Annotated in this window: 26 protein-coding genes and 1 tRNA gene; 11 read left to right on the top strand and 16 right to left on the bottom strand. The window is 73.6% G+C overall.

Annotated elements, in window-relative coordinates; genetic code table 11:
- Positions 1-5: 5 nt before the first annotated feature.
- The 3 genes from PV343_RS22735 to PV343_RS22725 form a co-directional block, all read right to left on the bottom strand.
- Positions 6-230: an FmdB family zinc ribbon protein gene (locus tag PV343_RS22735; RefSeq protein WP_043475422.1), complete on the bottom strand. Its 225-nt coding sequence runs from the start codon at positions 228-230 to the stop codon at positions 6-8.
- A 61-nt stretch (positions 231-291) separates the two neighbouring features.
- A complete protein-coding gene (locus tag PV343_RS22730; RefSeq protein WP_319148797.1) occupies positions 292-900 on the bottom strand; it encodes a DUF4383 domain-containing protein in 609 nt (202 codons plus the stop codon).
- A gap of 85 nt (positions 901-985) precedes the next feature.
- Positions 986-2,377, bottom strand: coding sequence for a hypothetical protein (locus tag PV343_RS22725; RefSeq protein ID WP_387949496.1), 1,392 nt, complete (start codon positions 2,375-2,377; stop codon positions 986-988).
- A 189-nt stretch (positions 2,378-2,566) separates the two neighbouring features.
- Here PV343_RS22725 and PV343_RS22720 point away from each other — a divergent pair.
- Positions 2,567-2,638 (top strand) — tRNA-Val (locus PV343_RS22720).
- A 45-nt stretch (positions 2,639-2,683) separates the two neighbouring features.
- On the opposite strand, the gene PV343_RS22715 is transcribed toward PV343_RS22720, so the two are convergent.
- Positions 2,684-3,040: a hypothetical protein gene (locus PV343_RS22715; RefSeq protein WP_319148795.1), complete on the bottom strand. Its 357-nt coding sequence runs from the start codon at positions 3,038-3,040 to the stop codon at positions 2,684-2,686.
- 151 nt (positions 3,041-3,191) lie between these two features.
- Positions 3,192-4,091, bottom strand: a complete 900-nt coding sequence (locus tag PV343_RS22710) for a 2-dehydropantoate 2-reductase (RefSeq protein ID WP_319148794.1) — start codon at positions 4,089-4,091, stop codon at positions 3,192-3,194.
- Positions 4,092-4,184: 93 nt separating this feature from the next.
- Between PV343_RS22710 and PV343_RS22705 the strand changes: the two genes are divergently transcribed.
- The 3 genes from PV343_RS22705 to PV343_RS22695 all read left to right on the top strand — a co-directional run bounded on the left by PV343_RS22705 (position 4,185) and on the right by PV343_RS22695 (position 5,959).
- Entirely contained in the window at positions 4,185-4,415 is a 231-nt protein-coding gene (locus tag PV343_RS22705; protein WP_043475415.1) for a DUF2277 domain-containing protein, read from the top strand.
- Positions 4,416-4,698: 283 nt separating this feature from the next.
- A complete protein-coding gene (locus PV343_RS22700; protein WP_319148793.1) occupies positions 4,699-5,151 on the top strand; it encodes a DoxX family protein in 453 nt (150 codons plus the stop codon).
- Between the two features lie 193 nt (positions 5,152-5,344).
- On the top strand, positions 5,345-5,959 hold the full coding sequence (locus PV343_RS22695; protein ID WP_319148792.1) for a DedA family protein: 615 nt from the start codon (positions 5,345-5,347) through the stop codon (positions 5,957-5,959).
- Between the two features lie 128 nt (positions 5,960-6,087).
- Here the strand turns inward: PV343_RS22695 and PV343_RS22690 are convergent, their stop codons facing one another.
- Positions 6,088-6,732 (bottom strand): HNH endonuclease family protein, encoded by a 645-nt coding sequence (locus tag PV343_RS22690; protein ID WP_319148791.1) that lies wholly within the window; start codon positions 6,730-6,732, stop codon positions 6,088-6,090.
- Positions 6,733-7,104: 372 nt separating this feature from the next.
- Here PV343_RS22690 and PV343_RS22685 point away from each other — a divergent pair, with 372 nt between their 5' ends.
- Together PV343_RS22685 and PV343_RS22680 are read left to right on the top strand one after the other, a co-directional pair.
- Positions 7,105-7,686 (top strand): TMEM165/GDT1 family protein, encoded by a 582-nt coding sequence (locus PV343_RS22685; protein ID WP_319148790.1) that lies wholly within the window; start codon positions 7,105-7,107, stop codon positions 7,684-7,686.
- A 145-nt stretch (positions 7,687-7,831) separates the two neighbouring features.
- A complete protein-coding gene (locus tag PV343_RS22680; protein ID WP_319148871.1) occupies positions 7,832-8,500 on the top strand; it encodes an HAD-IA family hydrolase in 669 nt (222 codons plus the stop codon).
- A gap of 59 nt (positions 8,501-8,559) precedes the next feature.
- Here the strand turns inward: PV343_RS22680 and PV343_RS22675 are convergent, their stop codons facing one another.
- Positions 8,560-9,912, bottom strand: a complete 1,353-nt coding sequence (locus PV343_RS22675) for a peptidoglycan-binding domain-containing protein (RefSeq protein ID WP_319148789.1) — start codon at positions 9,910-9,912, stop codon at positions 8,560-8,562.
- Positions 9,913-10,073: 161 nt separating this feature from the next.
- On the opposite strand from PV343_RS22675, the gene PV343_RS22670 reads away from it, so the two are divergent.
- The gene (locus tag PV343_RS22670) at positions 10,074-12,113 is read left to right on the top strand and encodes an MDR family MFS transporter (RefSeq protein ID WP_319148788.1); all 2,040 of its coding nucleotides are present in this window, start codon (positions 10,074-10,076) and stop codon (positions 12,111-12,113) included.
- Here PV343_RS22670 and PV343_RS22665 read toward each other — a convergent pair.
- Positions 12,106-12,615: a GNAT family N-acetyltransferase gene (locus tag PV343_RS22665; RefSeq protein ID WP_319148787.1), complete on the bottom strand. Its 510-nt coding sequence runs from the start codon at positions 12,613-12,615 to the stop codon at positions 12,106-12,108. The genes PV343_RS22670 and PV343_RS22665 overlap by 8 nt on opposite strands.
- 175 nt (positions 12,616-12,790) lie before the next feature.
- On the opposite strand from PV343_RS22665, the gene PV343_RS22660 reads away from it, so the two are divergent.
- Together PV343_RS22660 and PV343_RS22655 are read left to right on the top strand one after the other, a co-directional pair.
- The gene (locus tag PV343_RS22660; RefSeq protein ID WP_319148786.1) at positions 12,791-13,495 is read left to right on the top strand and encodes a hypothetical protein; all 705 of its coding nucleotides are present in this window, start codon (positions 12,791-12,793) and stop codon (positions 13,493-13,495) included.
- Positions 13,496-13,498: 3 nt separating this feature from the next.
- Positions 13,499-14,410 carry a hypothetical protein gene (locus PV343_RS22655; protein ID WP_319148785.1) on the top strand — a complete coding sequence of 304 codons (912 nt, stop codon included), beginning with the start codon at positions 13,499-13,501 and terminating at the stop codon, positions 14,408-14,410.
- Positions 14,411-14,582: 172 nt separating this feature from the next.
- Here PV343_RS22655 and PV343_RS22650 read toward each other — a convergent pair whose 3' ends face one another.
- Positions 14,583-15,014, bottom strand: a complete 432-nt coding sequence (locus PV343_RS22650) for a DUF1992 domain-containing protein (protein WP_319148784.1) — start codon at positions 15,012-15,014, stop codon at positions 14,583-14,585.
- Between the two features lie 145 nt (positions 15,015-15,159).
- Between PV343_RS22650 and PV343_RS22645 the strand changes: the two genes are divergently transcribed.
- Positions 15,160-15,552, top strand: coding sequence for an FHA domain-containing protein (locus PV343_RS22645; protein ID WP_020939748.1), 393 nt, complete (start codon positions 15,160-15,162; stop codon positions 15,550-15,552).
- A gap of 12 nt (positions 15,553-15,564) precedes the next feature.
- Here the strand turns inward: PV343_RS22645 and PV343_RS22640 are convergent, their stop codons facing one another.
- The 3 genes from PV343_RS22640 to PV343_RS22630 all read right to left on the bottom strand — a co-directional run bounded on the left by PV343_RS22640 (position 15,565) and on the right by PV343_RS22630 (position 20,187).
- Positions 15,565-16,236, bottom strand: coding sequence for an O-methyltransferase (locus PV343_RS22640; protein ID WP_319148783.1), 672 nt, complete (start codon positions 16,234-16,236; stop codon positions 15,565-15,567).
- 1,106 nt (positions 16,237-17,342) lie between these two features.
- Positions 17,343-18,716, bottom strand: coding sequence for a glycine betaine/L-proline transporter ProP (proP, locus tag PV343_RS22635; protein WP_319148782.1), 1,374 nt, complete (start codon positions 18,714-18,716; stop codon positions 17,343-17,345).
- Between the two features lie 301 nt (positions 18,717-19,017).
- On the bottom strand, positions 19,018-20,187 hold the full coding sequence (locus PV343_RS22630; RefSeq protein ID WP_319148781.1) for a steroid 3-ketoacyl-CoA thiolase: 1,170 nt from the start codon (positions 20,185-20,187) through the stop codon (positions 19,018-19,020).
- Between the two features lie 270 nt (positions 20,188-20,457).
- On the opposite strand from PV343_RS22630, the gene PV343_RS22625 reads away from it, so the two are divergent.
- Positions 20,458-21,693: a cytochrome P450 gene (locus PV343_RS22625; protein ID WP_319148780.1), complete on the top strand. Its 1,236-nt coding sequence runs from the start codon at positions 20,458-20,460 to the stop codon at positions 21,691-21,693.
- Between the two features lie 153 nt (positions 21,694-21,846).
- On the opposite strand, the gene PV343_RS22620 is transcribed toward PV343_RS22625, so the two are convergent.
- The 4 genes from PV343_RS22620 to PV343_RS22605 all read right to left on the bottom strand — a co-directional run.
- Complete coding sequence (locus PV343_RS22620) at positions 21,847-22,524, bottom strand: YoaK family protein (protein ID WP_319148779.1); 678 nt, start codon at positions 22,522-22,524, stop codon at positions 21,847-21,849.
- Between the two features lie 401 nt (positions 22,525-22,925).
- Positions 22,926-23,339, bottom strand: coding sequence for a transglycosylase SLT domain-containing protein (locus PV343_RS22615; RefSeq protein ID WP_319148778.1), 414 nt, complete (start codon positions 23,337-23,339; stop codon positions 22,926-22,928).
- A gap of 333 nt (positions 23,340-23,672) precedes the next feature.
- Positions 23,673-24,689, bottom strand: coding sequence for an ECF transporter S component (locus PV343_RS22610; protein WP_319148777.1), 1,017 nt, complete (start codon positions 24,687-24,689; stop codon positions 23,673-23,675).
- Positions 24,686-25,528, bottom strand: an 843-nt coding sequence (locus tag PV343_RS22605; protein WP_319148776.1) for an ATP-binding cassette domain-containing protein, incomplete at its 5' end; no start/stop codon positions are given. The genes PV343_RS22605 and PV343_RS22610, both read right to left, overlap by 4 nt.

The following is a 25,528-nucleotide window of genomic DNA, read 5'->3' as shown; positions in this document are numbered from 1 at the left end:
CGCAGTCAGCCGCAGCAGCCACCACCGCAGCAGCCCCCGCCGCCCCCGCCCGCCCGGGGCGCCGGGGCCGGCGCGGCCGACGAGCCACCGCCCACGGCCACCGTCGACAGCAGCTTCACCGTGTCGTCGTGGCCCGCGGGGCAGGCGGCGGGAGCGGAGGACTCCGCCATGGGACGGCTGAGTTCGAACGTGTCGCCGCAGGTCCGGCAGCGGTACTCGTAGCGAGGCATGCGCACAGGTTAACCGGCCTCACGCCCACACCCCAGGGCACGAGGCCGGTCACCCGGTCACTCACTCCGGCCGGTCGATCCCGTCCCGTCCGCTCCTGCCCAGCTTGCCGGGCATCGGCGCCGTCACCGGCGGCACACCCGTCTCGTGCTCGTTCCCCGGCGGCTCGGTGCCCGGCTCGGGGTGCCGGGCCCGCCAGTACGGGTTGTCGTACGGCAGCACCGACCCGACCCGGCCGTACATGCCGAACGTCATCAGCAACAGCCCCACCACGAAGCTGAACAGCACGTTCTGGATCCGGAACGCCAGGAAGTTGTTGGGGGTGTCCAGCAGACCCAGGAACAGGAAGCCGTTCAGCAGGAACAGCACACCCAGGACCATGTTCAGCGTCGACGCGAAGTTGCCGCCGATCACCATGCCGACCAGCAGCAACGCACCGATGCAGATCGACAGCACACTCAGCGTGCCGTTGCTGTTCAGGCCGGCGACCGAGTTCCCGCCGGTGTCGAAGAAGCCGATGTGGTCGATCAGGCCCAGGATGCCGAAGGCGACCAGGAAACCACCGATCAGACCGGCACCGATCCGGTACACCAGGTTCAGCCGGTGGTCGACGGGCAGATGCTCGTCGAACCGGATCCGCCGGCGCGGGCGTGCGTGTACGTGTGTGGCCATATCCGCCTCCCTCGGGCGATTAGCGGAGGCCATCCGTCCTCTTTCAATATCCGCCCGCCCCGCCCCACCCGGCAACACACGCGGCTCAGCGCCCGCCCCCGCGCTCCTCCCGGATCTGCCCCACCACCCGGGCCACCGCCTGCCGCACGCCCTCCGTCTCGGTCAGGAAGTGCCAGTAGTCCGGATGGCGGCCCTCCAGCCCCCCGACCGCCCGCTCCAGCCGCGCCACCGCGTCGTCCAGCGGCCGGGCGTGCCGCGGATCCGGCGTCGACCGCCCCGTCATCGCCAGCCGCTGCGCGTCCCGGATCGCGAACCGTGTCCGCTCGATCTCCTGCTGCGGATCCTTCTGCACCGCGTTCAGCCGGGCCAGCCGGTCACCCGCGGCCGACACCGCCTCGTCCGTCGCGTTCAGCAGCGCCCGCACCGTCGACAGCAGCGACGTGGCGTCCGGCCACCGCTGCGCGTCCCGGGCCGCCTGCGCCTCGCGCAGCTTCAGCTCCGCCTGCCGCACGTTCTCCGCGGCCTGCGCCGGCACCTGCTGCAGATCCTGCCAGCACGCGGCCGCGAACCTGCGCCGCAGCTCGCTCAGCACCGGATCGACCTGCCCCGCCCGGGTCGTCAGCGCCTGCGCCCGCGTCCGCAGACTCACCAGCCGGTGATCCACCTCGGCCGCCTTCTCCGGCAGCCGCTCCGCCTCCGCCAGGATCGCCGCGGCCTCCCGCTGCACCCGCTCGGCCCGCTCCAGCGTCTGCGGCACCCCGTGCTGACCGGCACCCTGGTTCAGCCGGGTCAGCTCCGGCGACAGCGCCGCCAGCCGCGCCGCCAGGTCATCGGCCCCCAGCCCGCGCTGCCGTACCGCGTCCAGCGCGTTGCTCGCGCCCAGCAGCGCCTGCCGCGCCCGCTCCACGGCCGGGGCGAGCCGGGCGAGCTGGGTCTCGGCCTTGCCCAGCAGCGGCCCCAGCGAACTGCCGAACCGGTCCAGCTCCTGCTTGACCCGCACCAGTTCGTCCTTGGCCGCGGTCAGCTCCGTACGCGCCCGGGCCGCCACGGCGGCCTCCAGGTCGTCCCGGTCCAGGTCATGGGCGTCCACGGCCTGGATGTACCGCTGACTGACCTCGTCGATCCGCGCGCCCAGCGCGTCGAAGTCGGCCACCGCGCGCCGCGCGTCGGGGGAGTCGTCGACGGCCGTGATCGTCTCCACCGAGATCCGCAGATCCCGCTGGGCGGTGTCCAGCTCGTAGAACGCGGCGGCCGCGGCGTCCTTCGCCGCCTGCGCCTCGGCCCGCTGACCCTCCGCCCGCCCGCCGAACCAGCGCCGCGTACCACCCCCGGCGAACGCACCCGGCAGCGCGAGCACGGCCAGCGCCGGCAGCGCCATCAGCGTCAGGGTGTCCCGCAGAGCCGAGGACCCGCCCCGGGCCTTTGAGGTCGACGGCGGGTACGACCGCGTCGATGGCGTGCCCGGTGTCCCCGTCACATCCCTCTCCCGTGCTGTGATCCGCCGTGCGTGGAGCCATTCTCCCACCCGGGATGGACGAACACACGGGGCGGTCGGTTCGGTGGGGGACGGCGAACTCCGCGGCCCACGGGCTTTTCGGGTTTGCCGTGCACCGCCGTCGGCCATGTAGGCTGTCGACTCATCCTGGGCGTTGTCCTGGGGAGAAACGGGTGCGTAGCTCAGGGGTAGAGCGCCTGCCTTACAAGCAGGATGTCGGCGGTTCGAAACCGTCCGCGCCCACGTTCAGGGAGCCCCCGGCCGGGTCGGTCGGGGGCTTTCCTCGTTTCAGGTCGCGGGGGCGGGGGGCTCCGGGGGTGTTTCCTCGTGGGCGTGCTTCAGCCTCGTGCGGGCCTCGACCCGGTCCGCCGGGGCGACCTCGGCCCAGAAGCGGTGGCCGCTGACGAACACCGCCAGTTCGTGCTCCCGTCGGCGCAGCTTCTCCACCTCGGCCTGCTCGTCCGCCGTCCAGCCCGGGGACGCGGGCCGTTCCACCTTGCGCCAGCCGTTGTCGTCGCTGAAGCCGTCCGCCGGCTCGACCGACCAGGGCAGCCGCTTGAGCAGCGCCGACAGCTCGGCCCGGACCTGATGCAGCTCCTCCTGGCCGGCGCGGAGGTCACTGGGGAAGTCATAGGTCTTAGCCACGCGGCAATGGTACGCCTGTTCGATTTTGCGTGGCGAGTTCGGATGTGAGGTTCACGCGAACGAGTGTTCAGGGCCTGAGGGCTGACGCGGGGCGCACCCGCGCACCCGGTGCCGGCCCGGTGGTCGTTGGGCCGCCGGGCCGGCGGGGTGCTCAGTGGCCGGCCGCGCGCAGTTCCCGCACCAGGCGGGACGTCACCGGTACCGGAACGCCGTGACGGTCCGCAGCGCGCAGCAACGCGCCCCCGATGGCGTCGAGTTCGAGCGGGCGTCCGGCCTCGGCGTCACGTTGCATCGAGGACTTCGTCGACGAAGGGAAGGCGTCGAAGCGTGCCAGGGACTGGGCCGGGTCGGTGGGGGCGCCGCAGGCGCGGCTCACCGCGGCGGTCTCGGCGACCAGGGACTCCAGTTCCTCGCGGTGCAGCGTGCGGGCCTCGCCGACGGGGACGCCGTAACGGGTGGTGAGCAGGGCGAAGGGGGCGAGGAAGGCCAGCTTCGCCCACAGGGCGGCCGTCTCGTCCGCCAGCACGCGGGTGGTCACCCCCGCGTCGGTGAGCACCTCGGCCAGGGAGTCCAGCCGGGGGCGGGGTACACCGTCGCCGGCCAGGTCGATCTCCGCGAAGGGGCTGCCGTGTTCGATCACGCCGGGTGCCGTGCGGGTCGACTCCACACGGATGACGCCGGGGGCGACGCGGTCGGGGCGGTAGCGGGCGCGCAGGGTCGCGGGGTGTTCGACGCCGTTGAGGAGGGGGACGACGAGGGCGTCCCCGAGGCGGTCGGGTGCCAGGCGGGCGAGGGCGGTGTCCAGGCCCGTGTGCTTGACGGCGATCAGGCAGGCGTCCACCGGTTCGCGCAGTCGGGTGTCGGCCTCCACGGGGGCGGTGAAGTCGCCGAACAGGCGGCTGCGGACCCGGATTCCGTCGGTGCGCAGGGTGTCGGTCGTGGCTTCCCGGGCCAGGCAGACCACGCGGTGCCCGGAGCGGGACAGGAGGGCGGCGAGGAGGCCGCCGATGCCGCCGGGGCCGAGGACGGCCACGGTGCGCTGTGTCGTCACGAGGGTGTTCCTCTCGTCGGTCGGCCCCGGGGTTCGGTGGCCGCCTTCGGCGTGATCCTTCCAGGGCGGAGCGATCCGCGTGAGACTGGGGGCATGTGCCGGAGTATCAAGACGTTGCGCCCGCCCGTACTGCCCGAAGAGGCCACCGAGGACGAGATCCGCGCCGCCGCGCTGCAGTACGTGCGGAAGGTCTCGGGTTTCCGTGCCCCCGCCGCCCACAACCGCGAGGTCTTCGACCGGGCCGTGGAGGCCGTGGCGCAGGCCACGGCGGACCTGTTGGGGGGCCTGGAGGTGCGCGGGCGGTCCGTGCGGGAGGCGGGGTAGGCCCCGCTCGGGGTGTCCGGTGGGGGGGCGTGGGGCGGCTGCGGGGTGTCCGTCCAGACGCGGAACCGGTCAGGTTTTCGGGCGCCGGTGCGCCGGCGCGGGGTGCCCCACGTGCGGCTGGGGCCGGCGCGGTGCCGCGAGCGTAGGCGGAACCATGGCCAAATGTTGAACTTGCAAGCATCGATTAGGTACCCCTAACCTGGGTCCTCCATTCGGTACCGCCGCCCCCACGACCGGCCCGTCCCCGGCCGGCCCGACCGCACCGAAGAGGAGACCCCTCGTCATGTCCGCACGCCTCAATTCCGCTCAGCCCTACGTCCTCGGGCTCTTCCGCGTCGTCCTCGGCCTGCTCTTCGCGGTGCACGGTGCCGCCTCGCTCTTCGGCGTCCTCGGCGGCGCCATGGGCAGTGGCGGGACGATCCCGTCCGGCACCTGGCCCGGCTGGTACGCGGCCGTGATCCAGCTCGTCGCCGGCGGCCTCGTCCTGCTCGGCCTCGGTACCCGCGGTGCCGCGCTGATCGCCTCGGGCTCGATGGCGTACGCCTACTTCGACGTGCACCAGCGCGTCGCGCTGTGGCCCATCCAGAACGGCGGCGAGATGTCGGTGCTGTTCTGCTGGGCGTTCCTGCTGCTCGTCTTCACCGGCTCGGGCGCCTTCGGCCTCGACCGGCTGCTGACCCGGCGCACGGCGGCGACACGCCGGCCGGCCGCCGAGCAGACCCCGATAGCGGCCTGACCGGCCCCGCGCCACGGCGCCCCTCTCCGCACGGCGGGGAGGGGCGCCGTCACCGTTGAAGAGGCCGGTGATGGCCGGCGCGGCCCGACGGTGAAAACCCCGTTTTCGGTCGCATGTGCCCCCCTGGGCCCCTCTGTCACACCCGCGGCGTACGCTGTATGGCTGTCGTCGGGGGAGCTACGGGGGAGTCGGAGTGCTGGAGAGCCTGGGGTCACTGGCCGCCGGCCCATGGATCTACGCCATGGTGGGCCTGTCGGTGCTCCTCGACGTGTTCGTGCCGGTGCTGCCGAGCGGAGTGCTCGTCATCACGGCGGCCACGGCGGCCGCCGCCGGGTCCAGCGCGGCGGGTCACGTCCCGCACGACGTGCCGGACATCCTCGCCCTGACCCTCTCCGCCGCGACCGCCTCGGTCCTGGGCGATCTGGTCGCCTACCGGCTGGCCTGGCGGGGCGGTGAGCGCCTGGACCGCGCGATAGCCCGGTCCCGTCGGCTGACCGCCGCGCAGGAACGCCTGGGTGAGGCCCTGGCCCGGGGCGGCGGCGCCCTCGTGGTGCTGGCCCGCTTCGCCCCCGCCGGCCGTTCGGTGGTCTCCTTCTGCGCGGGCGCCGCGCACCGCCGCGCCCGTGACTTCTTGCCCTGGTCCGCGCTGGCCGGCCTGTCGTGGGCCGGCTACAGCGTCGCGCTCGGCTACTTCGGCGGCCGCTGGCTGGGTGCCACCTGGCTGGCCGCCGGGGTGTCGGTGGTGGCGCTGTTCGGGGCGGGGGCCGCGGCCGGGTTCCTGGTGCGGCGCAGGCCCGCGCAGCCGTAGCCCGCGACCTGCGTAGCCGTACCCCGCGACCTGGCCGTACTCCCGTGACGGCGCCGCCCTCCGCGACCGGGCGTGCGCGGCGGTCGGGAGGGCGGTCGGCTGGGCGGCGACGTCCGGCGGTGCCGGGGTCAGCAGCTCGCCAGGTAGTTCGTCAGCGCGGTCTTCTCCGCGGAGTCGACCGAGAGGTCGTAGTAGTACTTCACCTGCACCCAGGCGCGGACGTAGGTGCAGCGGTAGGCGGTGCGCGACGGCATCCAGGTGGCGGGGTCCTGGTCGCCCTTGGCCTGGTTCACGTTGTCCGTGACGGCGAGGAGCTGGGGCCGGGTGACGTCGTTGGCGAAGCCCTGCCGCTGGGCGGTGGTCCACTTGCTCGCGCCGGAGTCCCAGGCCTCGGCGAGCGGGACGAGGTGGTCGATGTCCACGTCGGAGGCGGCGGTCCAGGTGGCGCCGTCGTACGGCGAGTACCAGCTGCCGCTGGTGGCGGTGCAGGCGGAGTCGGTGACGACGTTCGTGCCGTCGCGCTTGAGGATCCACTCGCGGGTGTTGCAGGTGCCGGAGATGGTGATCCAGGTCGGGAAGAGGCTGCGGCTGTAGCCGGTGCGGTTCTCGGTGGCCACGGTCAGCTGGGAGAGGTAGCTGCGGGCGGTGGCGGCGCTCACCGGGGTGGGGAGGGCGGCGGAGGCGCTCGGGGAGTTGAACAGGGCGACGGAGGCTATCAGGCCCGTGAGGGCCGAGAGTATGCTCAGCCGTCGACGCGCGTAGAACCTGGACATGCGAACTCCCTTGCGGGGTGGGGGTTTTGGGCGCGAGCGAGGGAATGCTCGCGGTGCCGTGTTGCCGGGGGGTGAGCGCTCGGTGTGAATCTAGTGACGTGTGCATGACACGACAAGGTTCACTGCGGAACTTTCACGTCCCGTACCATGGGGAGCGCAGAAGGGGAGTAGCTCTTCGCCGGACCGTCGACATACTGCTCAGCCAGCCTGAGCCGGCGCCCGGAGGCGGATCCCGTACGGGCCGCCAGCGAGACCTTCGGCAAGCAGTGCACGCGCGTGCCCCTCGGCACGGGCGCAGTGTGCTGCCATGCCGAGGTGTCGCGTGTGACGTTCAACGCTCTCGGTGGGGCAGCCCCGACCGATTGAGGAATCTTGATCAGCATTACCGTGACGGCGCTCGTCTTCGGCGTCATCTTCCTCGCCGAACTGCCGGACAAGACCGCGCTCGCCGGTCTCGTCCTGGGCACCCGTTACCGGGCCTCCTACGTCTTCGCGGGCGTCGCCGCCGCCTTCCTGCTGCATGTCGTGCTCGCCGTCGCGGCCGGCAGCGTGCTCACCCTGCTGCCCCAGCAGATCGTGCACGCCCTCACGGGAGTCCTCTTCCTCGCCGGCGCGGCCGTGCTGCTGCTGAAGAAGGGGGAGGAAGAGGAGGAGATCCGTAGGCCCGCCGACCAGTCCTTCTGGAAGGTGGCCGGCACCGGCTTCATGCTCATCCTGGTCGCCGAGTTCGGTGACCTGACCCAGATCATGACGGCCAACCTCGCGGCCCGCTACGACGATCCGATCTCCGTCGGCCTGGGTGCGGTCCTCGGTCTGTGGGCGGTGGCCGGACTCGGCATCGTCGGTGGAAAGGCCCTGATGAAGCGGGTTCCGCTGCGGCTGATCACGCAGATCGCGGCGCTGCTGATGCTGGCGCTCGGTGTCTGGAGCCTGTACGAGGCGGTCGCCGGCTGAGCGAACGGCGGGTGAACGCCCGCCCGGGGTGGTGGCGCGATCCCGCCCCTATTTTGTACCGTAGAGAAACAAAGTGGCCCCCGCCCGTTTTCCCTGACCGGCGGGCGGGGCCGCCTTGTCCCGTTCTTCCTCCCTGGAGCTGCCGATGCCGGCCACCGTCCTCACCGCCCGCGCCTTCCTGCTCGACATGGACGGCACCCTCGTCAACTCGGACGCCGTGGTCGAACGCATCTGGCGGCGCTGGGCCGAGCGGCACGGCCTGGACGGCGACGAGGTGATGAAGGTCGTGCACGGCCGGCAGGGCCACGCGTCGATGGCGGTGCTGCTGCCCGACCGGCCGACGCGGCAGAACCTCGCCGACAACGCCCGCATGCTCGCGGAGGAGACCGCCGACCTGGACGGCGTGATCGAGGTGCCCGGCGCGGCCGCGTTCCTCGCCTCCCTGCGCGGGCTGCCGCACGCCCTGGTGACCTCCGCCGACGTCGCTCTGTCCACCGCCCGGATGGCCGCCGCCGGCCTGCCGCTGCCCGAGGTCCGCGTCACGGCGGAGTCGGTCGGCGCGAGCAAGCCGGATCCGGAGGGCTTCCTCAAGGGCGCGGCCGAACTCGGTATCGCCCCCGCCGACTGCGTGGTCTTCGAGGACTCAGGAGCGGGTGTCGCGGCGGGGAAGGCCGCTGGGATGCGCGTCGTGGGCGTCGGCCCGCGGGCCGGTGTCCACGGCCCCGACGTGGTCGTCCCCGACCTCACCCACGTGCGGGTCGAGGCCGCCGTGGACGGGGAGATACGGCTGCACGTGGGCGCCCACGCGGCCTGAGCTGCCCTGTCGCGCCTGCCCCGGGCCGGCGCCGGCCGGCGGCGCGTCGGCTCACGGACTCACGGCTGGGACGTCTCCGCCTCCAGGCTCGCCCTGGTGGCCGGGCCGTAGACGCCGAGGTCGTCGGAGACGATGCCGCGGGCCCACTGGTAGTTGCGCACGGCGTCCTGCACGGGGCGGGTGAAGACGCCGGTCACCTGGTCGCCGTACAGGTTGAGCTGCTTCAGGCGGAGTTGGAGTTCGGTGACCTCGGGGCCCTCGTCGCCCAGGCGCAGCACCGGGGGCCGGCTGGTCGGCGCGGCTTTCGGACTGCCGGTCGACGGGCTCGGCGAAGCCGGGTGGGACGCGCCTTCGGTGACCGTGGGCGACGGGGACGGCGAGGTGAGGGTGGGCGACGGCGTCGGCTCGGCCGACGGGGTCGTGCGCGCCGGGGCCGTGTGACGCGGAGCGGGCGACGCGGGCCCCGGCGAGGTGGCCGTGGCCGTCACCTCGGGCACGCTCTGCCGCACCTCCTGGGCCACCCGGTTCCGCGACGGCGCGTGGTAGGAGAGCAGCCCGCTCGCGACCCCGGCCGCCGCCACGACCACGACCCCGGCGGCGGCCGCCAGGACAATCCGCCGCGAACGACGCCTCGCCTCTCCGGCGAGAGCTCCACCGCTCCTCGCGCCTGCCCCGGCCGACGGCTCCGGCCCCGGCAGCAGGGGCTCGACGCCACCCGGCCCTCCGGGGCCACCAGTCAGCCCGTCGGGGCCACCAGCAGGGCTCGGCGGCGGCTCGGCGATCACCGGCGGTCGCACCCGATCCCCGATGGGGGGTACCGGACGCGTCGGGTCATCGGCGGCCGGCAGAGGAGGGGTCCGCTGCCCGGAGACCGGCGTCCCCCGCGTCTCGCTCCGCGCCCGAGCCGTCGCCTCCTCGGTCGCCGGCAGCGGCCGCGTTCGTTCCTCGGCGCCCGGTACAACACGCGCCGGGTTCTCGGCGTCTGCCGCGCTACGCGGCGCGTCCTGGGCGTCCGCCGCCCTTCGCGCCGGGTTCTCGGCGTCTGCCGCGCTACGCGCCGCGTCCTGGGCGTCCGCCGCCCTTCGCGCCGCGCTCTCGGCGTCCGCCGCCGTGCGCGCCGCGCTCTCGGCGTCCGCAGCCCCGGGCGCCGCACCCCAGGCGCCCGCAGCTCCGCGTCCTGCCTCCTCCACGCCCCGTCCGCCCCCGGGAACCTCGTCGTCCTCCACGGCTCCCGGGACCTCGACGTACGGCCGGATGCGCAGGGGGTCGAAGTCCTCCGCTGCTGCTGCCTCGGCCGTGCGGGTGGCGCGCAGGGCGTCCGCGGCGCGGCGGGTGCAGTCGCAGGACGGGGTGTTGTCCGGTCCCCTCGGCGCTCCGCACTCGGGGCAGGTGAGGCCCGTCGGTTCCGTCACGCGTCGTCCCTCCCCTCGGGAAGTCCCGAGTTTATGCAGACGTCCTCCACATCCGCCCCGGCGGAACACGCGGCAAACCAGCCATACAGGGAACTCAACAGGCCATGTACGGCCATACCGCCCACGATGGGAGGTGTGCACCCGAGCCCCGGGAGGTCTTCATGGCCCTGGACACGCACGGAACGGCCAAGGACGCGCGGGCCGACGAGCACGTCGCCGGCAATGTGCTCGTCTCGATCGGCGCCCTGCTGCTCGGGTTGCTGCTCGCCGCGCTCGACCAGACCATCGTGTCGACCGCGCTGCCCACCATCGTCAGCGACCTGGGCGGCCTCGAGCACCTGTCCTGGGTGGTGACCGCCTATCTGCTCGCCTCCACGGCCGCGACCCCGCTGTGGGGCAAGCTCGGCGACCAGTACGGGCGCAAGAGGCTGTTCCAGACCGCGATCGTCATCTTCCTGATCGGGTCCGCGCTGTGCGGCATGGCGCAGGACATGCCGCAGCTGATCGGCTTCCGGGCGCTGCAGGGCCTGGGCGGCGGCGGGCTGATGGTGCTGTCGATGGCGATCGTCGGCGACGTCGTGCCGCCCCGTGAACGGGGGCGCTACCAGGGGCTGTTCGGCGCCGTGTTCGGCGCGACCAGCGTGCTCGGGCCGCTGCTGGGCGGCCTGTTCACCGAACACCTCAGCTGGCGCTGGGTGTTCTACATCAACGTGCCGGTCGGGATCGTCGCGCTCGCCGTGATCGCCACCACCCTGCGCATCCCGCGCAAGAGCGCCCGCCACGTCATCGACTACCTCGGCACCTTCCTGATCGCCGCCGTCGCCACCTGCCTGGTGCTGGTCGCCTCGCTCGGCGGCACGACCTGGCGCTGGGGCTCGCCGCAGATCATCGGGCTCATCGTGCTGGGTGTCGTCCTCGCCGTCGCCTTCGTCGGGGTGGAGAGCCGGGCCGCCGAACCCGTCCTGCCGCTCAAGCTGTTCCGCATCCGCACCTTCACCCTGTCCGCCGTCATCAGCTTCATCGTCGGCTTCGCCATGTTCGGCGCGATGACGTACCTGCCGACCTTCCTCCAGGTGGTCCACGGCGTCTCGCCGACCGTGTCCGGGATCTACATGCTGCCGATGGTGTTCGGCCTGCTGCTGTCCTCCACCGTCTCCGGGCAGATCGTCAGCCGCACCGGCCGCTGGAAGGTCTTCCCGATCGCGGGCACCGCCGTCACCGCGATCGGCCTGCTCCTGCTGCACCGGCTCGACGAGCACAGCTCGACCGCCCAGATGAGCGTCTACTTCTTCGTCTTCGGCCTGGGCCTCGGCCTGGTCATGCAGGTGCTCGTGCTGATCGTGCAGAACGCGGTGTCGTACGAGGATCTCGGCGTCGCCACCTCGGGCGCGACCTTCTTCCGTTCCATCGGCGCGTCCTTCGGCGTCGCCATCTTCGGCACCGTCTTCGCGAGCCGCCTCGCCGACAAGCTCGCCGACGCCTTCCGCGGGGTGCGGCTGCCGCCAGGCGTCTCGGCCGACGCGCTCAAGGCCGACCCGCGCGGCATCGCCGCCCTGCCCGCCTCGCTGCGCACTCCGGCCCTGCACGCCTTCGCGTCCGCTATCACCGACGTGTTCCTCTACGCCGCCCCGGTCGCTCTCCTCGGCTTCGTCCTGGCCTGGTTCCTGAAGGAGGACCGGCTGCGCGGCTCGGTCACCGCGCCGGACCTCTCCGAGACCATCCCGCCCAACCCGGTCGAACGCTCCTCGAACGACGAGATGTGCCGCGCGCTGTCGGTGCTGGGCACCCGCGACGGCCGCCGGGAGATCTACCGGAAGATCACCGAGCGGGTCGGGAGCGACCTGCTGCCCGCCGCCGGCTGGATGCTGCTGCGCATCCGCAAATACGGCTCGGTGGAACCTGGGATGCTCGCCGAGCGCACCGACGTCCCCCTGGAGGTCGTCCTCGCCGCGGAACGCCAGTTGGAGGAGCGGCGCCTGGTCGCCCGCCAGGGCCTGGACCTGACACTCACCGAGTCCGGCGGCCAGGTCGCCGAACGGCTCGCCCGGGCACGCGAGGAGTCCCTGGCCGAGCTGCTCGGCGACTGGTGGCAGCCGGGCCGTTCCACCGACCTGGCGCAGCTGGTGCGGGACCTCTCGGGCGAGCTGTGCGGCTCGGAGCGCGAGCGGCCGCACACCGTCACGGCGCGGGACGTCAGGTGACGGCCTCGCGGTCCCGCAGCTCCTTGCGGAACCAGTGCTCGGCATACGGGTCGTCGTTGTGCGGCCCGGTCTCCGTGTAGCCGAGCCGGGCGTACAGGGCGCGGGCCTCCACCAGGTCGGCGCGGGTGTCGAGGATCATCCGCCGCGCCCCCAGGGCGCGGGCCGCGTCCTCGGCGTCGGCCACCAGGAGCGCGGCCCCGCCCCGGCCGCGCATCCCCTCGGACACGAACACCCGGGTGAGTTCGGCGGTCTCCGCGTCGAGCAGCCGGACGCCCGCCGATCCGGCCGGCTCGCCGTCGTACCGGGCGATCAGCAACGCGCCCTTCGGCGGGGCGAGTTCGGCGCCGGTCGTGGCGGCGATCGCGCGCTCCAGCTCGGCCGGGCCGGTGCGGTGCCCTTCGTGCAGCAGGTACCAGCGGTCGCTGACCTCCGTGTAGTACGCCCGCCACAGCGCGAGGGCGGCCGGCGAGTCGTACGGCTCCGGGGCGACGGTCCATGTCATGCCGGCCATTCTCGGCCGCCGACGCGCACCCCCCGCAACCGGAAATAGGGCTCGGTGACCGCGGGGCCGTCGACCGTCGCGCCGTCCGGTGGACCGGCGGCCGTTTGCGGGGGGTGTTCCGGGTCACACGAAGGGAGAACCGGCCAGCGGGGCCGGTCCGATCCGGAAGGCAACCATGTCCACAGGCATGATCATCGCTGTCATCGTGATCGTGGCGGTCGTGGTCCTCGTCGCCGCCCTTCTGACTCTGCGCGCCCGCGGCCGGCACGGCGGGCCGGACCTCAAGAGGCGCTTCGGGCCCGAGTACGAGCGTACGGTCGCCCGGCACGACGGGGACACCCAAGCCGCCGAACGTGAGCTGGCGGAGCGCGTCGAACGCCACGGCGGGCTGCGGGAACGCCCGTTGGAGCCCGCAGAACGGGAACGGTACGCGGACCGCTGGACGGCCGTGCAGGAGCGGTTCGTGGACGCGCCGCGGGAGGCGGTGGCCGAGGCCGACCGGCTGCTCGCGGAGGTCGCCGGCGTCCGCGGCTACCCGGACGGCGGACGCTACGAGGAGCAGCTCGCCGCGCTGTCCGTGCACCACGCCGACCACGTCGACGGCTACCGCCGGGTGCACCGCGTCGCCCGGGACGGGGCGGCCACCGGGGCGGACGGCTCCGGTACCGGGACCGAGGAGCTGCGGACGGCACTGGTGGACGCCCGCGCCCTCTTCGACGACCTGATCGACACCGGCGGGACGACCGACCGGCACCGTACCCACGCCCACGCGGGCGCCGCTTCCGGCGACGGCCACGGTGACGGCCGCCGGTCCGGCGGCACCGACGGGACCCGCCCCCACGCGTGGTCCTTCAGCAAGAGCCACCCGAAGGAGAGCTGAGCCATGGCCCAGGACAGGGAGACCGGGCCGGGCCGCGAGCGGTACCCGGCCGGGGAGGACGTCTCCGGTACGACACGGCGGCCGGACGACGAGCGGCGACCCGGTGAGCGGCTCCCGGGCGAGCCGGTGACGCCCGAGCGGCTGTCGCCGGAACCGGTCGCGGACGAGCGGTACGGCGGCCACGACGAGTACGACCGGCAGGACGTCTACGACCGGAGCGCCCGCGATGCCCGTGCGGGTACGACGGCGGGCGAGCGGGAAGGCCGGGCGGGCACGACGCCGGACGACCGCTACGACGGGTGGTCGTCCGCCGCCGACGACGTGACCGGCGCGGCCGGGTCCCCCACCGAGGCCCGGGACGCGCGAGGCGAGACGCGGACGGGGGCGCCGGGCGACGGCAACCAGGGCACCACCGGAGGTACCCCCGGCGCCCTCGGACGCACCCCCGGCGCCACCGGAACAGGCCGGGAGGACATCGCCTCGGGCGGCTCGATGCCCGACGACGGACTCGGCGCGCCCTCGCCCGGTGGGCTGAGCGGACGTGAGGCGACGACGACGAACGGCCGGGGCACGGACTCCTGGCCGGCCGCGCCCGCCGGGGCCCGGGGCGGTGCCGAGGAGGCCGGCGGGAGCACCCCGCTGATGCCGCACGAGGAGACGGAGCACTGGGAGTCGGAGCTGCGCCGTACGGCCGCGGGGTTCGTGGACGAGCCCAGGGCCGCGGTGGAGGAGGCCGACCGGGAGCTGGAGGAGATCGCCGCGCGCTTCAGCGAGGCGGTGACGCGCCGCCGCCGCACCCTGCGCATGTCCTGGCAGGACGAGGAGGGCGGGCGGGCCCGCGAGGCCGACACCGAGCAGCTCAGGCTGGCCCTGCGGGACTACCGGGAGCTGGCCGGACGCCTGCTGCATCTGTGAACGCCGGGCTGACGCACACCTGAACACATCTGAACGCCTGGGCCCGCCGCCGCGGCGGGCCCTGCGCGTGCGTCCTGGGCCGTGTCCGGCCCAGGGCCTGTTGCGAAAGTGGTCCTCTGCCGTGCGACGCCCGGCCGCCCTTCGGGCGACGAGGCCACTTTCGCAACAGGCCCTAGGCGTCCGTGACCCGCGCGTCCTTCGCCGCCGCCCGCAGTCTGCGCCACTCCTGGACGACCTCGTCGACGTCGTACGGCTTCTTGCCCAGCGGCGGGCCGGGCGGCGGCTTGAACATCATGTCGCGGATCTTCACGTTGACCTCGGTGATGATCTGCCGGACGGCCCGCTCCGAGGGGGCCGCGTAGGCCGCCGCGAGGGCGTCCTCGGCCTCCTTGCGCAGGGCCAGCGCGGGCGGCAGCACCGCGAGGCCCTCGCGGGCCATCTTCCGCTTGATCCACCACAGTTCGTCGTACGTGGAGTCGAGATCCGCGGGCAGCGGCTCGCCCACCCCCGGCAGCCGCTCGAACTCGCCCCGGCCCTGCGCGTCGCGGATCTGCTTGTCGACCCACGACTCGAACGGGACACCGGGTGGCTTTCGCTCGGTCATGAACCCATTGTGCCGGACGCGGCCCGGCCGGGCGTTTTATCATGCGGCGGCGGAGCCGCGGACCGGCCACCGCACGATGCCGGCGACGGCGGCGTCGCGACAGGGACGTCTGGTGGCGTCGCAGCTTCTTCAGGGGGAATCGCACGTGCTCGAACTGACCATGGCCACCGTCTCCGGGGCCGACGCGGGTGCCACGGCCGGCATGACGATGGCCGACGCGCCCAGCGAGCCGGGCGCCGTGCTGCGGGTGGGCCGGGACGCGGCCGTGTGCCGGCTCGTCACCCCCGAGGACTGGCTGTTCGTCTCCCGGGTGCACCTGGAGTTCCAGTGCGGCCCGGACGGTGTCTGGCAGTTGTCCTGGCTGCGCGGCTCGCAGGCCGAGCCGTCCGCCGAAGTCCGGCTCATCGTCGGGGAGTACGCGCAGACCGTGGCCTACGGCGGGGCGGTGCAGCTGCCGCGCGGCGGCTCCGGCGAGGTCGTCGTGCAGGACCGCACCGGACCGCGCAGCGTCAACGTGGGCTTCTACCACGAGGCGTGAGCCCGGGCGGCCTCAGCCCAGCACCCGGGCCAGCGCGAAGCCGTCGTACCCCTTGCTGCCCACCGTCTGCACCGCGGTGCCGGTGAGCCGGGGGTGCGAGGCGATCAGGTCGATGGCGGCGCGGGTGCCGACGATGTCGGGGGCCGAGCTGTCGGCGTCGGTGACCCCGCCGCCGCGCACCACGTTGTCCAGCACGATGAGGCTGCCCGCGCGGGAGAGCCGCAGCGCCCACTCCACGTAGTGCCGGTTGTTCACCTTGTCGGCGTCGATGAAGACCAGGTCGAAGGGGGCCGGGTTCTCGTCGGCGAGCTTGGGCAGCGACTCCAGCGCCGGTCCGACCCGCACCTCCACGATCCGCTCCAGGCCCGCACGGGCGATGTTGCGGGTCGCCACGTCCGCGTGCTTGGCGTTGTACTCCAGGGAGATCAGCCGGCCGTCGGCGGGCAGGGCGCGGCCCAGCCAGATCGTGCTGTAGCCGCCGAGGGTGCCGATCTCCAGGATGTTCCGCGCGCCCTGGATCTGCGCGAGCAGTTGCAGGAACTTGCCCTGGGGCGCGGTGACGGCGATGTGCGGCAGCCCTGCGGCCTCGCTGTCGCGCAGGGCCGCTTGCAGCGCCTCGTCGTCCGGTGCCAGATGGCTGCTGAAGTAGAAGTCGACGTCGTCCCAGAGCTGCGAACCGCTCATGCGCCTGCTGCCTTTCCCGAGTGTCCGTCCGTCCACATGAATGGTCTCAGCAGAGCGGCGCGGACGGGGTGACCGGCGGAGGGGCGGCACGGTCGGCGGGGGCGGCAGCGGCCGCAGGGAGCGTCGTACGAGGGCCGGCGCGGTGGCGGGATCGACGGTCGTGACCGCCGTGGGCGGGCCGTCGCCGGCTGTCGGCGAGCGGCCGGCGGCCGGGCGCGGCGGTCGGCTCGACGCCATCCGCGCATCCGCGCGCGCAGCGGGGAAAGCCCCGAACGAGCCCGCTCGGGCGCGGAGCCCCAGGGGTCCCCCCTGAATCGCGGGCTCGGTGCCGTCCGACGGGCGGCGGAGAACCGGCTGAGGCGGGGCGCGGCGCTCGGCGCCACCGGGCCAGCCCGCTCGGGCGCGGAGTCCCAGGGTGCGGGAATCCGCGCGACCCCCCGAATCGCGGGCTCGGTGCCGTCCGACGGGCGGCGGAGAACCGGCTGAGGCGGGGCGCGGCGCTCGGCGCCACCGGGCCAAGCCCGCTCGGGCGCGGAGTCCCAGGGTGCGGGAATCCGCACGGCCCCTCGAATCGCGGGCTCGGTGCCGTCCGACGGGCGGCGGAGAACCGGCTGAGGCGGGGCGCGGCGCTCGGCGCCGCCGGGCCAAGCCCGCTCGGGCGCGGAGTCCCAGGGTGCGGGAATCCGCGCGGCCCCTCGATTCGCGGGCTCGGTGCCGTCCGACGGGCGGCGGAGAACCGGCTGAGGCAGGGCGCGGCGCTCGGCGTCACCCTGCCGGGGTGTCGCGGGCGGCGCGGGGCGGTTCGTGGTCGTCGGGCGCCGCCCACGCGCGCCGGGCCGGGGGACCGCCGGGTGAGCGCGGCCGGGCGCGGTCCCCGGAAGCGCGGGAAACCACGTGGCTCCTGGGGTACGGGACCGCGCGGCGTCCCCTCGGGCCGCGGCCCGACGGGCGCCGGGAGAGCGCCGAGCGAGCCCGGCGGGGCGAGGTCCCTGGGGCGCCCAGACGGTCACTGGGGCGCGAAGCACCACGTGGCCCCGGGGTGCGGGACATCGCGCGGCCCGGGGTGCGGACACCGCGCGGCCCCCGGACCGCGGCTCCCGCAGGGCTCAGCGGCCTTCGACGGACGGTGCCGAACCCGGCAGCGGCCGGCCGGCGGACTCGGTCATCCGCCAGACCGCGAAGCCGCCCACGACCGCGGCGGCCATCATGTAGTACGCGGGCATCATCATGTTGCCGGTCGCGCCGATCAGCGCGGTGACCACCAGCGGGGTGGTGCCGCCGAACAGGGACACCGACACGTTGAAGCCGATCGACAGGGAGCCGTAGCGGACCCGGGTCGGGAAGAGCGCGGGCAGTGCGGCGGGCATGGCGGCGGTGAAGCAGACCAGCAGCAGACCCAGGGCGCCCATACCGAGACCCACGGCCAGCAGGCTGCCCTGGCGGATCAGCAGCAGGGCCGGGACGGACAGCAGCAGGAAGCCCGCACAGCCCACGGCGATGACGGGGCGGCGGCCGACCCGGTCGGTCAGAGCGCCGGCGAACGGCTGGACGATCATCATCAGGGCCATCACGGCGAGCACGACCAGCAGCCCGTGGGTCTCGTCGTACTTCAGCTCACTGGTGAGGTAGCTGGGCATGTACGACAGCAGCATGTAGTCGGTGACGTTGAAGACCAGCACCAGGCCCATGCACAGCAGCAGCGCCTTCCACTGGCCCGCGACCATCTCGCGCAGCGGCACCTTCGGCCGGGCGGCCTCCGCCTTCTCGACCTCGGCGGCGAAGGCCGGGGTCTCCTCCAGGCGCATCCGCAGGTAGAGGCCGATGATGCCCATCGGGCCCGCGATCAGGAACGGGATCCGCCAGCCCCAGGAGAGCAGGTCGTGCGTCGACAGCAGGGCGGTCATCAGGGTGACCAGGCCCGCGCCGCCGATGTACCCGGCCAGCGTGCCGAACTCCAGCCAGCTCCCGAAGAAGCCGCGCTTGCGGTCCGGTGCGTACTCGGCGATGAACGTCGAGGCGCCCGCGTACTCGCCGCCGGTGGAGAAGCCCTGCACCAGGCGGGCGGCCAGCAGGAGCAGCGGCGCTCCGACACCGATCGTCGCGTACGACGGGATCAGGCCGATCGCGAAGGTGCCGGCCGCCATCATGATCATGGTGACGGCGAGGACCTTCTGGCGTCCCACGCGGTCGCCCAGCGGGCCGAAGACCATGCCGCCGAGCGGGCGGACCAGGAAGGCCGCGGCGAAGGCGCCGAAGGTGGAGAGCAACTGCGCGGTCGGGTTGCCCGAGGGGAAGAAGACCTTGCCCAAGGTGACCGCGATGTAGCTGTAGACACCGAAGTCGAACCACTCCATCGCGTTGCCGAGCGCGGCCGCCTTCACGGCGCGCTTGACGAGGGCGGGGTCGGTGACGGTGACGTCGGACGCCTTGCGGGCCCTGGGGATCTTCAGGGAGGGGGTGACGGCTGTGACGGTCGCCAAAACGGGGCTCGCCTACCTTTCGACGGGGACAGGGCGCGACCCGGACGGCGGCGGTGGCGTGCGACGGGCCGAAAAACGACGATAGGGGGCGTTGAGGCCCTTACGTCCCGTACGCGAGTAGATGCATAACGCAGCTAAAGGGTGCGTACGCAGGTGCGTCTGCCCCCTTTCGGCCAGCAACAACGGCCCTCCGCTGTGATCCTTGTCGCGTCACCGAGCGGACATTTCGGACGTCCGGAGGAGCGTGCGGCCCCCGGCGGAGCGCCGGAGGCCGGGGTCGAGGCCGGGTTCCGGACGGTTCCTACAGCCGCTGGATGATCGTCCCGGTCGCGAGCCCGCCGCCCGCGCACATCGTGATCAGCGCGAACTCCTTGTCGGCGCGTTCCAGCTCGTGCAGAGCGGTGATGATGAGACGGGCGCCGGTCGCGCCTACAGGGTGGCCGAGCGCGATCGCGCCGCCGTTGACGTTCACCTTCTCCAGGTCCTGCTCGAAGACCTGGGCCCAGCTCAGCACGACGGAGGCGAACGCCTCGTTGATCTCGACCAGGTCGATGTCCCGCAGGGTCATGCCCGCCTTGCCCAGCACGGCGTGGGTGGCGTCGATGGGGCCGTCGAGGTGGAAGTGCGGATCCGCGCCGACCAGCGCCTGGGCGACGATCCGGGCGCGCGGCCTGAGCTTCAGGGCGCGCGCCATGCGCTTGGACGCCCACATGACGGCCGCGGCGCCGTCGGAGATCTGCGAGGAGTTCCCGGCGGTGTGGACGGCGGTCGGCATCACCGGCTTCAGGCCCGCCAGCGCCTCCGGCGAGGTGTCGCGCAGTCCCTCGTCCCGGTCCACCAGCCGCCACATGCCCTGCCCGGCGTGCTGCTCCTCCTCGGTGGTGGGCACCTGCACGGCGAAGGTCTCCCGCTTGAAGCGCTCCTCCGCCCAGGCGTGCGCCGCCCGCTCCTGCGAGAGCAGGCCGAGCGCGTCCACGTCCGCACGGGTCAGGCCGCGGTGCCGGGCGATCCGCTCGGCCGCCTCGAACTGGTTGGGCAGGTCGACGTTCCACTCGTCCGGGAACGGTTTGCCGGGCCCGTGCTTGGAGCCGGAGCCCAGCGGCACCCGGGACATCGCCTCGACCCCGCAGCTGATGCCGACGTCGATCACGCCGGCCGCCACCATGTTGGCCACCATGTGCGAGGCCTGCTGCGACGAGCCGCACTGGCAGTCGACGGTCGTCGCCGCCGTCTCGTACGGCAGCCCCATGGTCAGCCAGGCCGTGCGCGCGGGGTTCATGGACTGCTCGCCGGCGTGGGTCACCGTGCCGCCGACGATCTGCTCGACCGCGTCGGCGGGGATGCCGGTGCGGCCGAGCAGTTCACGGTAGGTCTCGCCCAGCAGGTAGGCGGGGTGCAGATGGGCGAGCGCGCCGCCGCGCTTGCCGATCGGGGTGCGTACGGCTTCGACGATCACGGGTTCCGCGGCCATGGGGGTGCGTCCTCTCCTCGGTCGCCCGCGCGGCGCGGGAGCGTCCCGGCCCGCCCGCCACGCAGAACTAGAACGCGTACTAGTTCTGGTCGAAGTCTGCTGACATGGTGTCCGTCGCCGCAAGGGTCGTGCAGCCTCCGAAGTCGTGATCTGCACGAATTACCCACGCAATTGAGGCCGACGCATGTCTTGCCACTTGTAGAACCCGTTACTACCTTCACGGCAGCCGTATACCTGATGGACCGTCAGAACGGACGACGGGAGCCGCCGATGCACTGCCCCGCGCTGCCCGACGGGTTCGACTTCACCGACCCCGACCTGCTGCACCACCGCGTGCCCCTCCCGGAGTTCGCCGAGCTGCGCCGCACCGAACCGGTCCGCTGGATCCCCCAGCCCCAGGGCTTGGCGGGCTTCGCCGACGAGGGCTACTGGGCCGTGACCCGGCACGCGGACGTCAAGTACGTCTCCACCCACCCGGAGATCTTCTCCTCCACCCTCAACACCGCGATCATCCGCTTCAACGAGCACATCGAACGCGACGCGATCGACGCCCAGCGGCTGATCCTGCTGAACATGGACCCGCCCGAACACACCCGGGTCCGCCAGATCGTGCAGCGCGGCTTCACGCCACGTTCCATCCGGGCTCTTGAGGACCGGCTGCGCGCCCGCGCCGAGGGCATCGTCACCGCCGCCCGCGCCCGCTCGGGCCCCTTCGACTTCGTCACGGAGGTCGCCTGCGAACTGCCCCTCCAGGCCATCGCCGAACTGATCGGCGTTCCCCAGGAGGACCGGTCGAAGATCTTCGACTGGTCCAACCGGATGATCGCCTACGACGACCCCGAGTACGCGATCACCGCGGAGGTCGGCGCGCAGTCGGCCGCCGAGATCATCGCCTACGCCATGAACATGGCCGCCGAACGCAAGCAGTGCCCCGCCCACGACATCGTCACGACCCTCGTGGCCGCCGAGGACGAAGGCAACCTCAACTCCGACGAGTTCGGCTTCTTCGTGCTCATGCTGGCGGTGGCGGGCAACGAGACCACCCGCAACGCCATCACCCACGGCATGCACGCCTTCCTCACCCACCCCGCACAGTGGGACCTCTTCACACGCGAGCGCCCGGCGACCACCGCCGAGGAGATAGTCCGCTGGGCGACCCCGGTCAACGCCTTCCAGCGCACCGCCACCCAGGACACCGAACTCGGCGGGGCCCGGATCGCGAAGGGCGACCGGGTGGGCCTGTTCTACGCCTCCGCCAACCACGACCCCGAGGTCTTCGCCTCGCCCGACGCCTTCGACGTCACCCGCGACCCCAACCCGCACCTCGGCTTCGGCGGCGGCGGACCCCACTACTGCCTCGGCAAGTCCCTGGCGGTCCTGGAGATCGACCTGATCTTCAACGCCCTGGCGGACGCCATGCCGACCCTGCGCCTGGCAGGCGAACCGCGCCGGCTGCGCTCGGCCTGGATCAACGGGGTCAAGGAACTCCGGGTCACCACGGGCTGAGCCCCCGAACGGGGCCGACGGCTCCCGGCGCCGCCGGCCCACCCCGAGGGAGGCAGGAACAACCCGTCCCTATGCCCTGTTCCTGCCTCCCCCGAGCTTCCGCGCCCCGAATCCCCGCACCCTCGAATCCCGCGTCCCCGAACCCGTCGCCGCTCACTCGCGGCCCGACGCCACCACGGCCAGCACCCCCGCGGCCGCCGCCGCGACCAGCAGCGGGACGCCGAGACCGAGGTGGAGGACCAGCCAGGCGCCGAGCGCGGCGCCCACGACCATCGCGACCACCGACGCCGTACGGCGCGGGGAACGCCGGCCACTGCCGTCGCCGAGGCGGGAGTCGGCGGCCAGGCCCGTCAGGGTCATCGTCAGCACCGTGGTCGTCAGGTCCGGCACGCCCAGCCTGCGCACGGTGGCGTTGCGCAGGCCCATCGCGAAGGCGGTGAGCGCGATCAGGGCGTAGCGGGTGCCGGTCGTGCCCGGCCAGCCGAAGCCCACCGCCGCCGCCGGTCCGACCAGCAGCGCCTCCGCCGCCAGGATCGACCGCGCCCATCTGCGGCGCGAGCCCCGCCCGTACCGCGCCGCCGCCCGGCCGCCCACCACCGCACCCAGCAGGAAGCAGACCAGCGAGGTGGCGGTACCCGGGACCGAGAAGCCGGGCGCCCCGGCGGCGGCGAACCCGAGGACCACCACGTTGCCGGTCATGTTGGCGGTGAAGACCCGGCCGAGGCCCAGATAGCTCACCGCGTCGATCAGGCCGCTGCCCACCGTCAGCACCAGCAGCACGGCCACCAGCCGTACCCCGCGCCCCTCCGGGCCGGCCGTCGGTGTCGTCATCGTTCCTCCTCGGACGCCCCGGCGAAGCCTGCGTCCGCGGCCATCCGGGCATGACGAATCCGGTCATGGCAGAGGACACGCCCGCGACGGGGGAAAAGCAGCCCGGTCGGCGGATGCGGGGAGTCGGCGCGGGGCGGGCGCGGCCGCGCCGGGGGGCACGGGCGCCGACTCCGCCGTGGCTCCGGCCGCCGTGCCGCTCGCCCGCGTCCGGACATGCGCGCGCACCCTCGCCGGGTGCGGGGCGAGGGTGCGGGTGCGTAAGGGGGGCCCGTCGACCGTGCGGGTCGTACCGGGCGGCCCTGGCCGGCGTCGCGCGCTGGTTCACAGCGGGGCGGCCGAGGGCGGGGTCATGCGAAGGGGGGTGGGCCGTACGCGGCCCGGGGGTGCTGCTGCCGGCCGGCTCAGTACCAGCCGTTGGCCTGCCAGAAGGACCAGGCCTTGGCCGGGCTGCCGTAGCGGGAGTTCATGTAGTCCAGGCCCCACTTGATCTGGGTGGCCGGGTTGGTCTTCCAGTCGGAACCGGCCGAGGCCATCTTCGAGCCCGGCAGCGCCTGGACCAGGCCGAAGGCGCCGGAGGAGCTGTTGGTGGCGGCGGGGTTCCAGCCGCTCTCGTGCTCCACGATCTTGCTGAACGCGTTGTACTGCGCGGCGTCCGGGATCATCTTGTGCGCGATCGCCTGGGCGGAGGAGGCCGTGGAGGGCGCGGCCTGGGCGGGCGCCGCGGTCAGCGCCATGCCGGCGGTGGCGGCGGCCAGGGCGGCGGCGGTGAGGGCCTTCTTCGGGGAAGCGATGCGGCGGACGAAGGAGACGGACACGGAGAACCTCTTGCGTCGGGGACGGGGGATCGCCCGCATCCGGACCACCTGACGCGGTGGCCGCATACGTCGGCGCCCGGACCCGTTCGGGCTCGTGGCGCCTGGCGACGTCGTCCAGACAAACAGGCCCGAGGCGCGTCCGCAATGACCCCTTTTACTAGTTGTGGCCGGATCTGCGGCTCGGACCACCCGTGTGGCGTGGCTCTCAAAGCGCAGGTCGGAAGGGGTGCGCGAGAGGGCGTATCGGACATTTGCCGCTACGGCCCCGGATCGTAGGTGACCTGCGTCATGTGGGGTGCTTCACCGGCCGCCTCACGCTCCGCAGCCGGACGCTCACGGGGCGGGTGCGTCGAATGTGACCGCGGTCTCGAAGGCGGCCCGCCGGGTGGCCCGGCGCAGCGCGCGCAGCAGCGCCGGCCCGACGAACAGGGTCAGCAGGACCGTGCAGACCGCCCGGCCCAGGTCCCAGCCCATGGAGGTGGCCAGGCAGTACGCGGCGAACCGGGCCAGGTTGGCCGGGACCGTCGCGTGCGGGTCGAAGGCGATGTTCGAGGTGAGGGCGCCCATGAACGGCCAGCCGGCCAGGTTCATGACCGTGCCGTAGGCGAAGGCGGCGGCGAAGCCGTAGCCCGCGAGCAGCAGCAGTTCCCCTCGGCCGCGCAGCCGGGACCGGCCGGGCAGCAGCCCGGCGCCCATGGTGAACCAGCCCATGGCCAGCATCTGGAACGGCATCCACGGCCCGACCCCGCCGGTGAGCAGCGCGGACGCGAACATCGTGACCGAGCCGAGCACGAACCCGAAGCCGGGACCCAGCACCCGGCCGCTGAGCACCATGAGGAAGAACATGGGCTCGATCCCGGCGGTGCCCGCGCCGACCGGGCGCAGCGCCGCCCCGGTCGCGGCCAGCACACCCAGCATCGCCACGGCCTTCGGGCCGAGACCGGACTCGGAGATCGTCGCCGCCACGACGGCGACCAGCAGCACCAGGAGACCGGCGAACAGCCAGGGCGCGTCCTCGGCGTGCGCGCTGAGCCGCGAGCTGGGCGGAGCGAGGAAGGGCCAGCAGAAGGCCACCACACCCACCGCGCTGACCAGCCCGAGCGCGGCCAGGGAGCGGGGGCCGAGAGGTACGGCGCGCACGGCGCGTGCGGGACGGCTGGGACGGGTGGTGCGCGTGGGGCCGGTTGGACGGGCGGCGTCGACGGGACCCGGGGAGCCGGCGGAGCCGGGGGAGCGGTCGTGGCCCGTGCGGTCCGTGCCGGTGCCGTGCGTCCTTTCGGTGTCGCGGGCGCTGGGGGCCTCGCCGCCTTCGCCGGTGCGGTCCGGGCGTGGGGTGTGCGCGGTCGTCATGCCAGGGCCTTCCGTACCTCGGCCACCGTCAGCCAGCGCTGCGGGGCCAGGATCTTGGTGACCTGCGGGGCGAAGGACGGCGAGGAGACCACGATCTCCGCAGTCGGGCCGTCCGCGATCACCTCGCCGTCGGCGAGCAGCACCACCCGGTGCGCGATCTCGGCCGCCAGCTCCACGTCGTGGGTGGCCAGCACGATGGCGTGCCCCTCGGTGGCCAGCCCGCGCAACACCGCGACCAGGCGGGCCTTGGCCGCGTAGTCCAGACCGCGCGTCGGCTCGTCGAGCAGCAGCAGAGGCGGCCGGGCGGCCAGGACCACCGCCAGCGCGAGCGCCAGGCGCTGCCCCTCCGACAGGTCACGCGGATGGGTGTCGTCGGTGATGTCCGGCAGCAGCCCGGACACCAGCGCCCGGCAGGTGCCGGGCTCGGCACCCGCGTCCCGGTCGGCGGCCGCGCACTCCGCGGCCACCGTGTCCGCGTACAGCAGGTCGCGCGGCTCCTGCGGCACCAGACCGACCCGGCGCACCAGCTCGGGCGGTGCGGTGCGGTGCGGTACGGCGCCGCCGACGTGGACCGTGCCCGCGCTCGGCTCGACCAGCCCGACCAGCGAGCCGAGCAGCGTGGACTTCCCGGCGCCGTTGCGGCCCATCAGGGCGATCGTCTCGCCGGGCGCCACGGTCAGGTCGACCTCCCGCAGGGCGGTGATCCGGCTCCGCCGCACCGACAGCGAGCGGACCTCGGCGACCCGCGAGGAGGCGGCGGGACCCGCGACGGGCCGCCGGAACAGCCGGCGGCGGGGCGCCGGCACGGACGCGCGGGGCCCGGCGGGCGCGGCGGCGGC

The organism is Streptomyces sp. WI03-4A, assembly GCF_033792105.1.
Lineage (GTDB): Bacteria > Actinomycetota > Actinomycetes > Streptomycetales > Streptomycetaceae > Streptomyces > Streptomyces collinus_A.
The sequence above is the reverse complement of the archived record's forward strand: the minus strand, read 5'-3'. Positions and strand labels throughout refer to the sequence as shown.

Coding starts and splice junctions, on each gene's coding strand:
- PV343_RS22735 (WP_043475422.1), bottom strand. CDS start 230: ATGCCTCGCTACGAGTACCGCTGCCGGACCTGCGGCGACACGTTCGAA.
- PV343_RS22730 (WP_319148797.1), bottom strand. CDS start 900: ATGGCCACACACGTACACGCACGCCCGCGCCGGCGGATCCGGTTCGAC.
- PV343_RS22705 (WP_043475415.1), top strand. CDS start 4,185: ATGTGCCGGAGTATCAAGACGTTGCGCCCGCCCGTACTGCCCGAAGAG.
- PV343_RS22700 (WP_319148793.1), top strand. CDS start 4,699: ATGTCCGCACGCCTCAATTCCGCTCAGCCCTACGTCCTCGGGCTCTTC.
- PV343_RS22690 (WP_319148791.1), bottom strand. CDS start 6,732: ATGTCCAGGTTCTACGCGCGTCGACGGCTGAGCATACTCTCGGCCCTC.
- PV343_RS22680 (WP_319148871.1), top strand. CDS start 7,832: ATGCCGGCCACCGTCCTCACCGCCCGCGCCTTCCTGCTCGACATGGAC.
- PV343_RS22670 (WP_319148788.1), top strand. CDS start 10,074: ATGGCCCTGGACACGCACGGAACGGCCAAGGACGCGCGGGCCGACGAG.
- PV343_RS22665 (WP_319148787.1), bottom strand. CDS start 12,615: ATGACATGGACCGTCGCCCCGGAGCCGTACGACTCGCCGGCCGCCCTC.
- PV343_RS22660 (WP_319148786.1), top strand. CDS start 12,791: ATGTCCACAGGCATGATCATCGCTGTCATCGTGATCGTGGCGGTCGTG.
- PV343_RS22655 (WP_319148785.1), top strand. CDS start 13,499: ATGGCCCAGGACAGGGAGACCGGGCCGGGCCGCGAGCGGTACCCGGCC.
- PV343_RS22650 (WP_319148784.1), bottom strand. CDS start 15,014: ATGACCGAGCGAAAGCCACCCGGTGTCCCGTTCGAGTCGTGGGTCGAC.
- PV343_RS22640 (WP_319148783.1), bottom strand. CDS start 16,236: ATGAGCGGTTCGCAGCTCTGGGACGACGTCGACTTCTACTTCAGCAGC.
- PV343_RS22630 (WP_319148781.1), bottom strand. CDS start 20,187: ATGGCCGCGGAACCCGTGATCGTCGAAGCCGTACGCACCCCGATCGGC.
- PV343_RS22625 (WP_319148780.1), top strand. CDS start 20,458: ATGCACTGCCCCGCGCTGCCCGACGGGTTCGACTTCACCGACCCCGAC.
- PV343_RS22620 (WP_319148779.1), bottom strand. CDS start 22,524: ATGACGACACCGACGGCCGGCCCGGAGGGGCGCGGGGTACGGCTGGTG.
- PV343_RS22610 (WP_319148777.1), bottom strand. CDS start 24,689: ATGACGACCGCGCACACCCCACGCCCGGACCGCACCGGCGAAGGCGGC.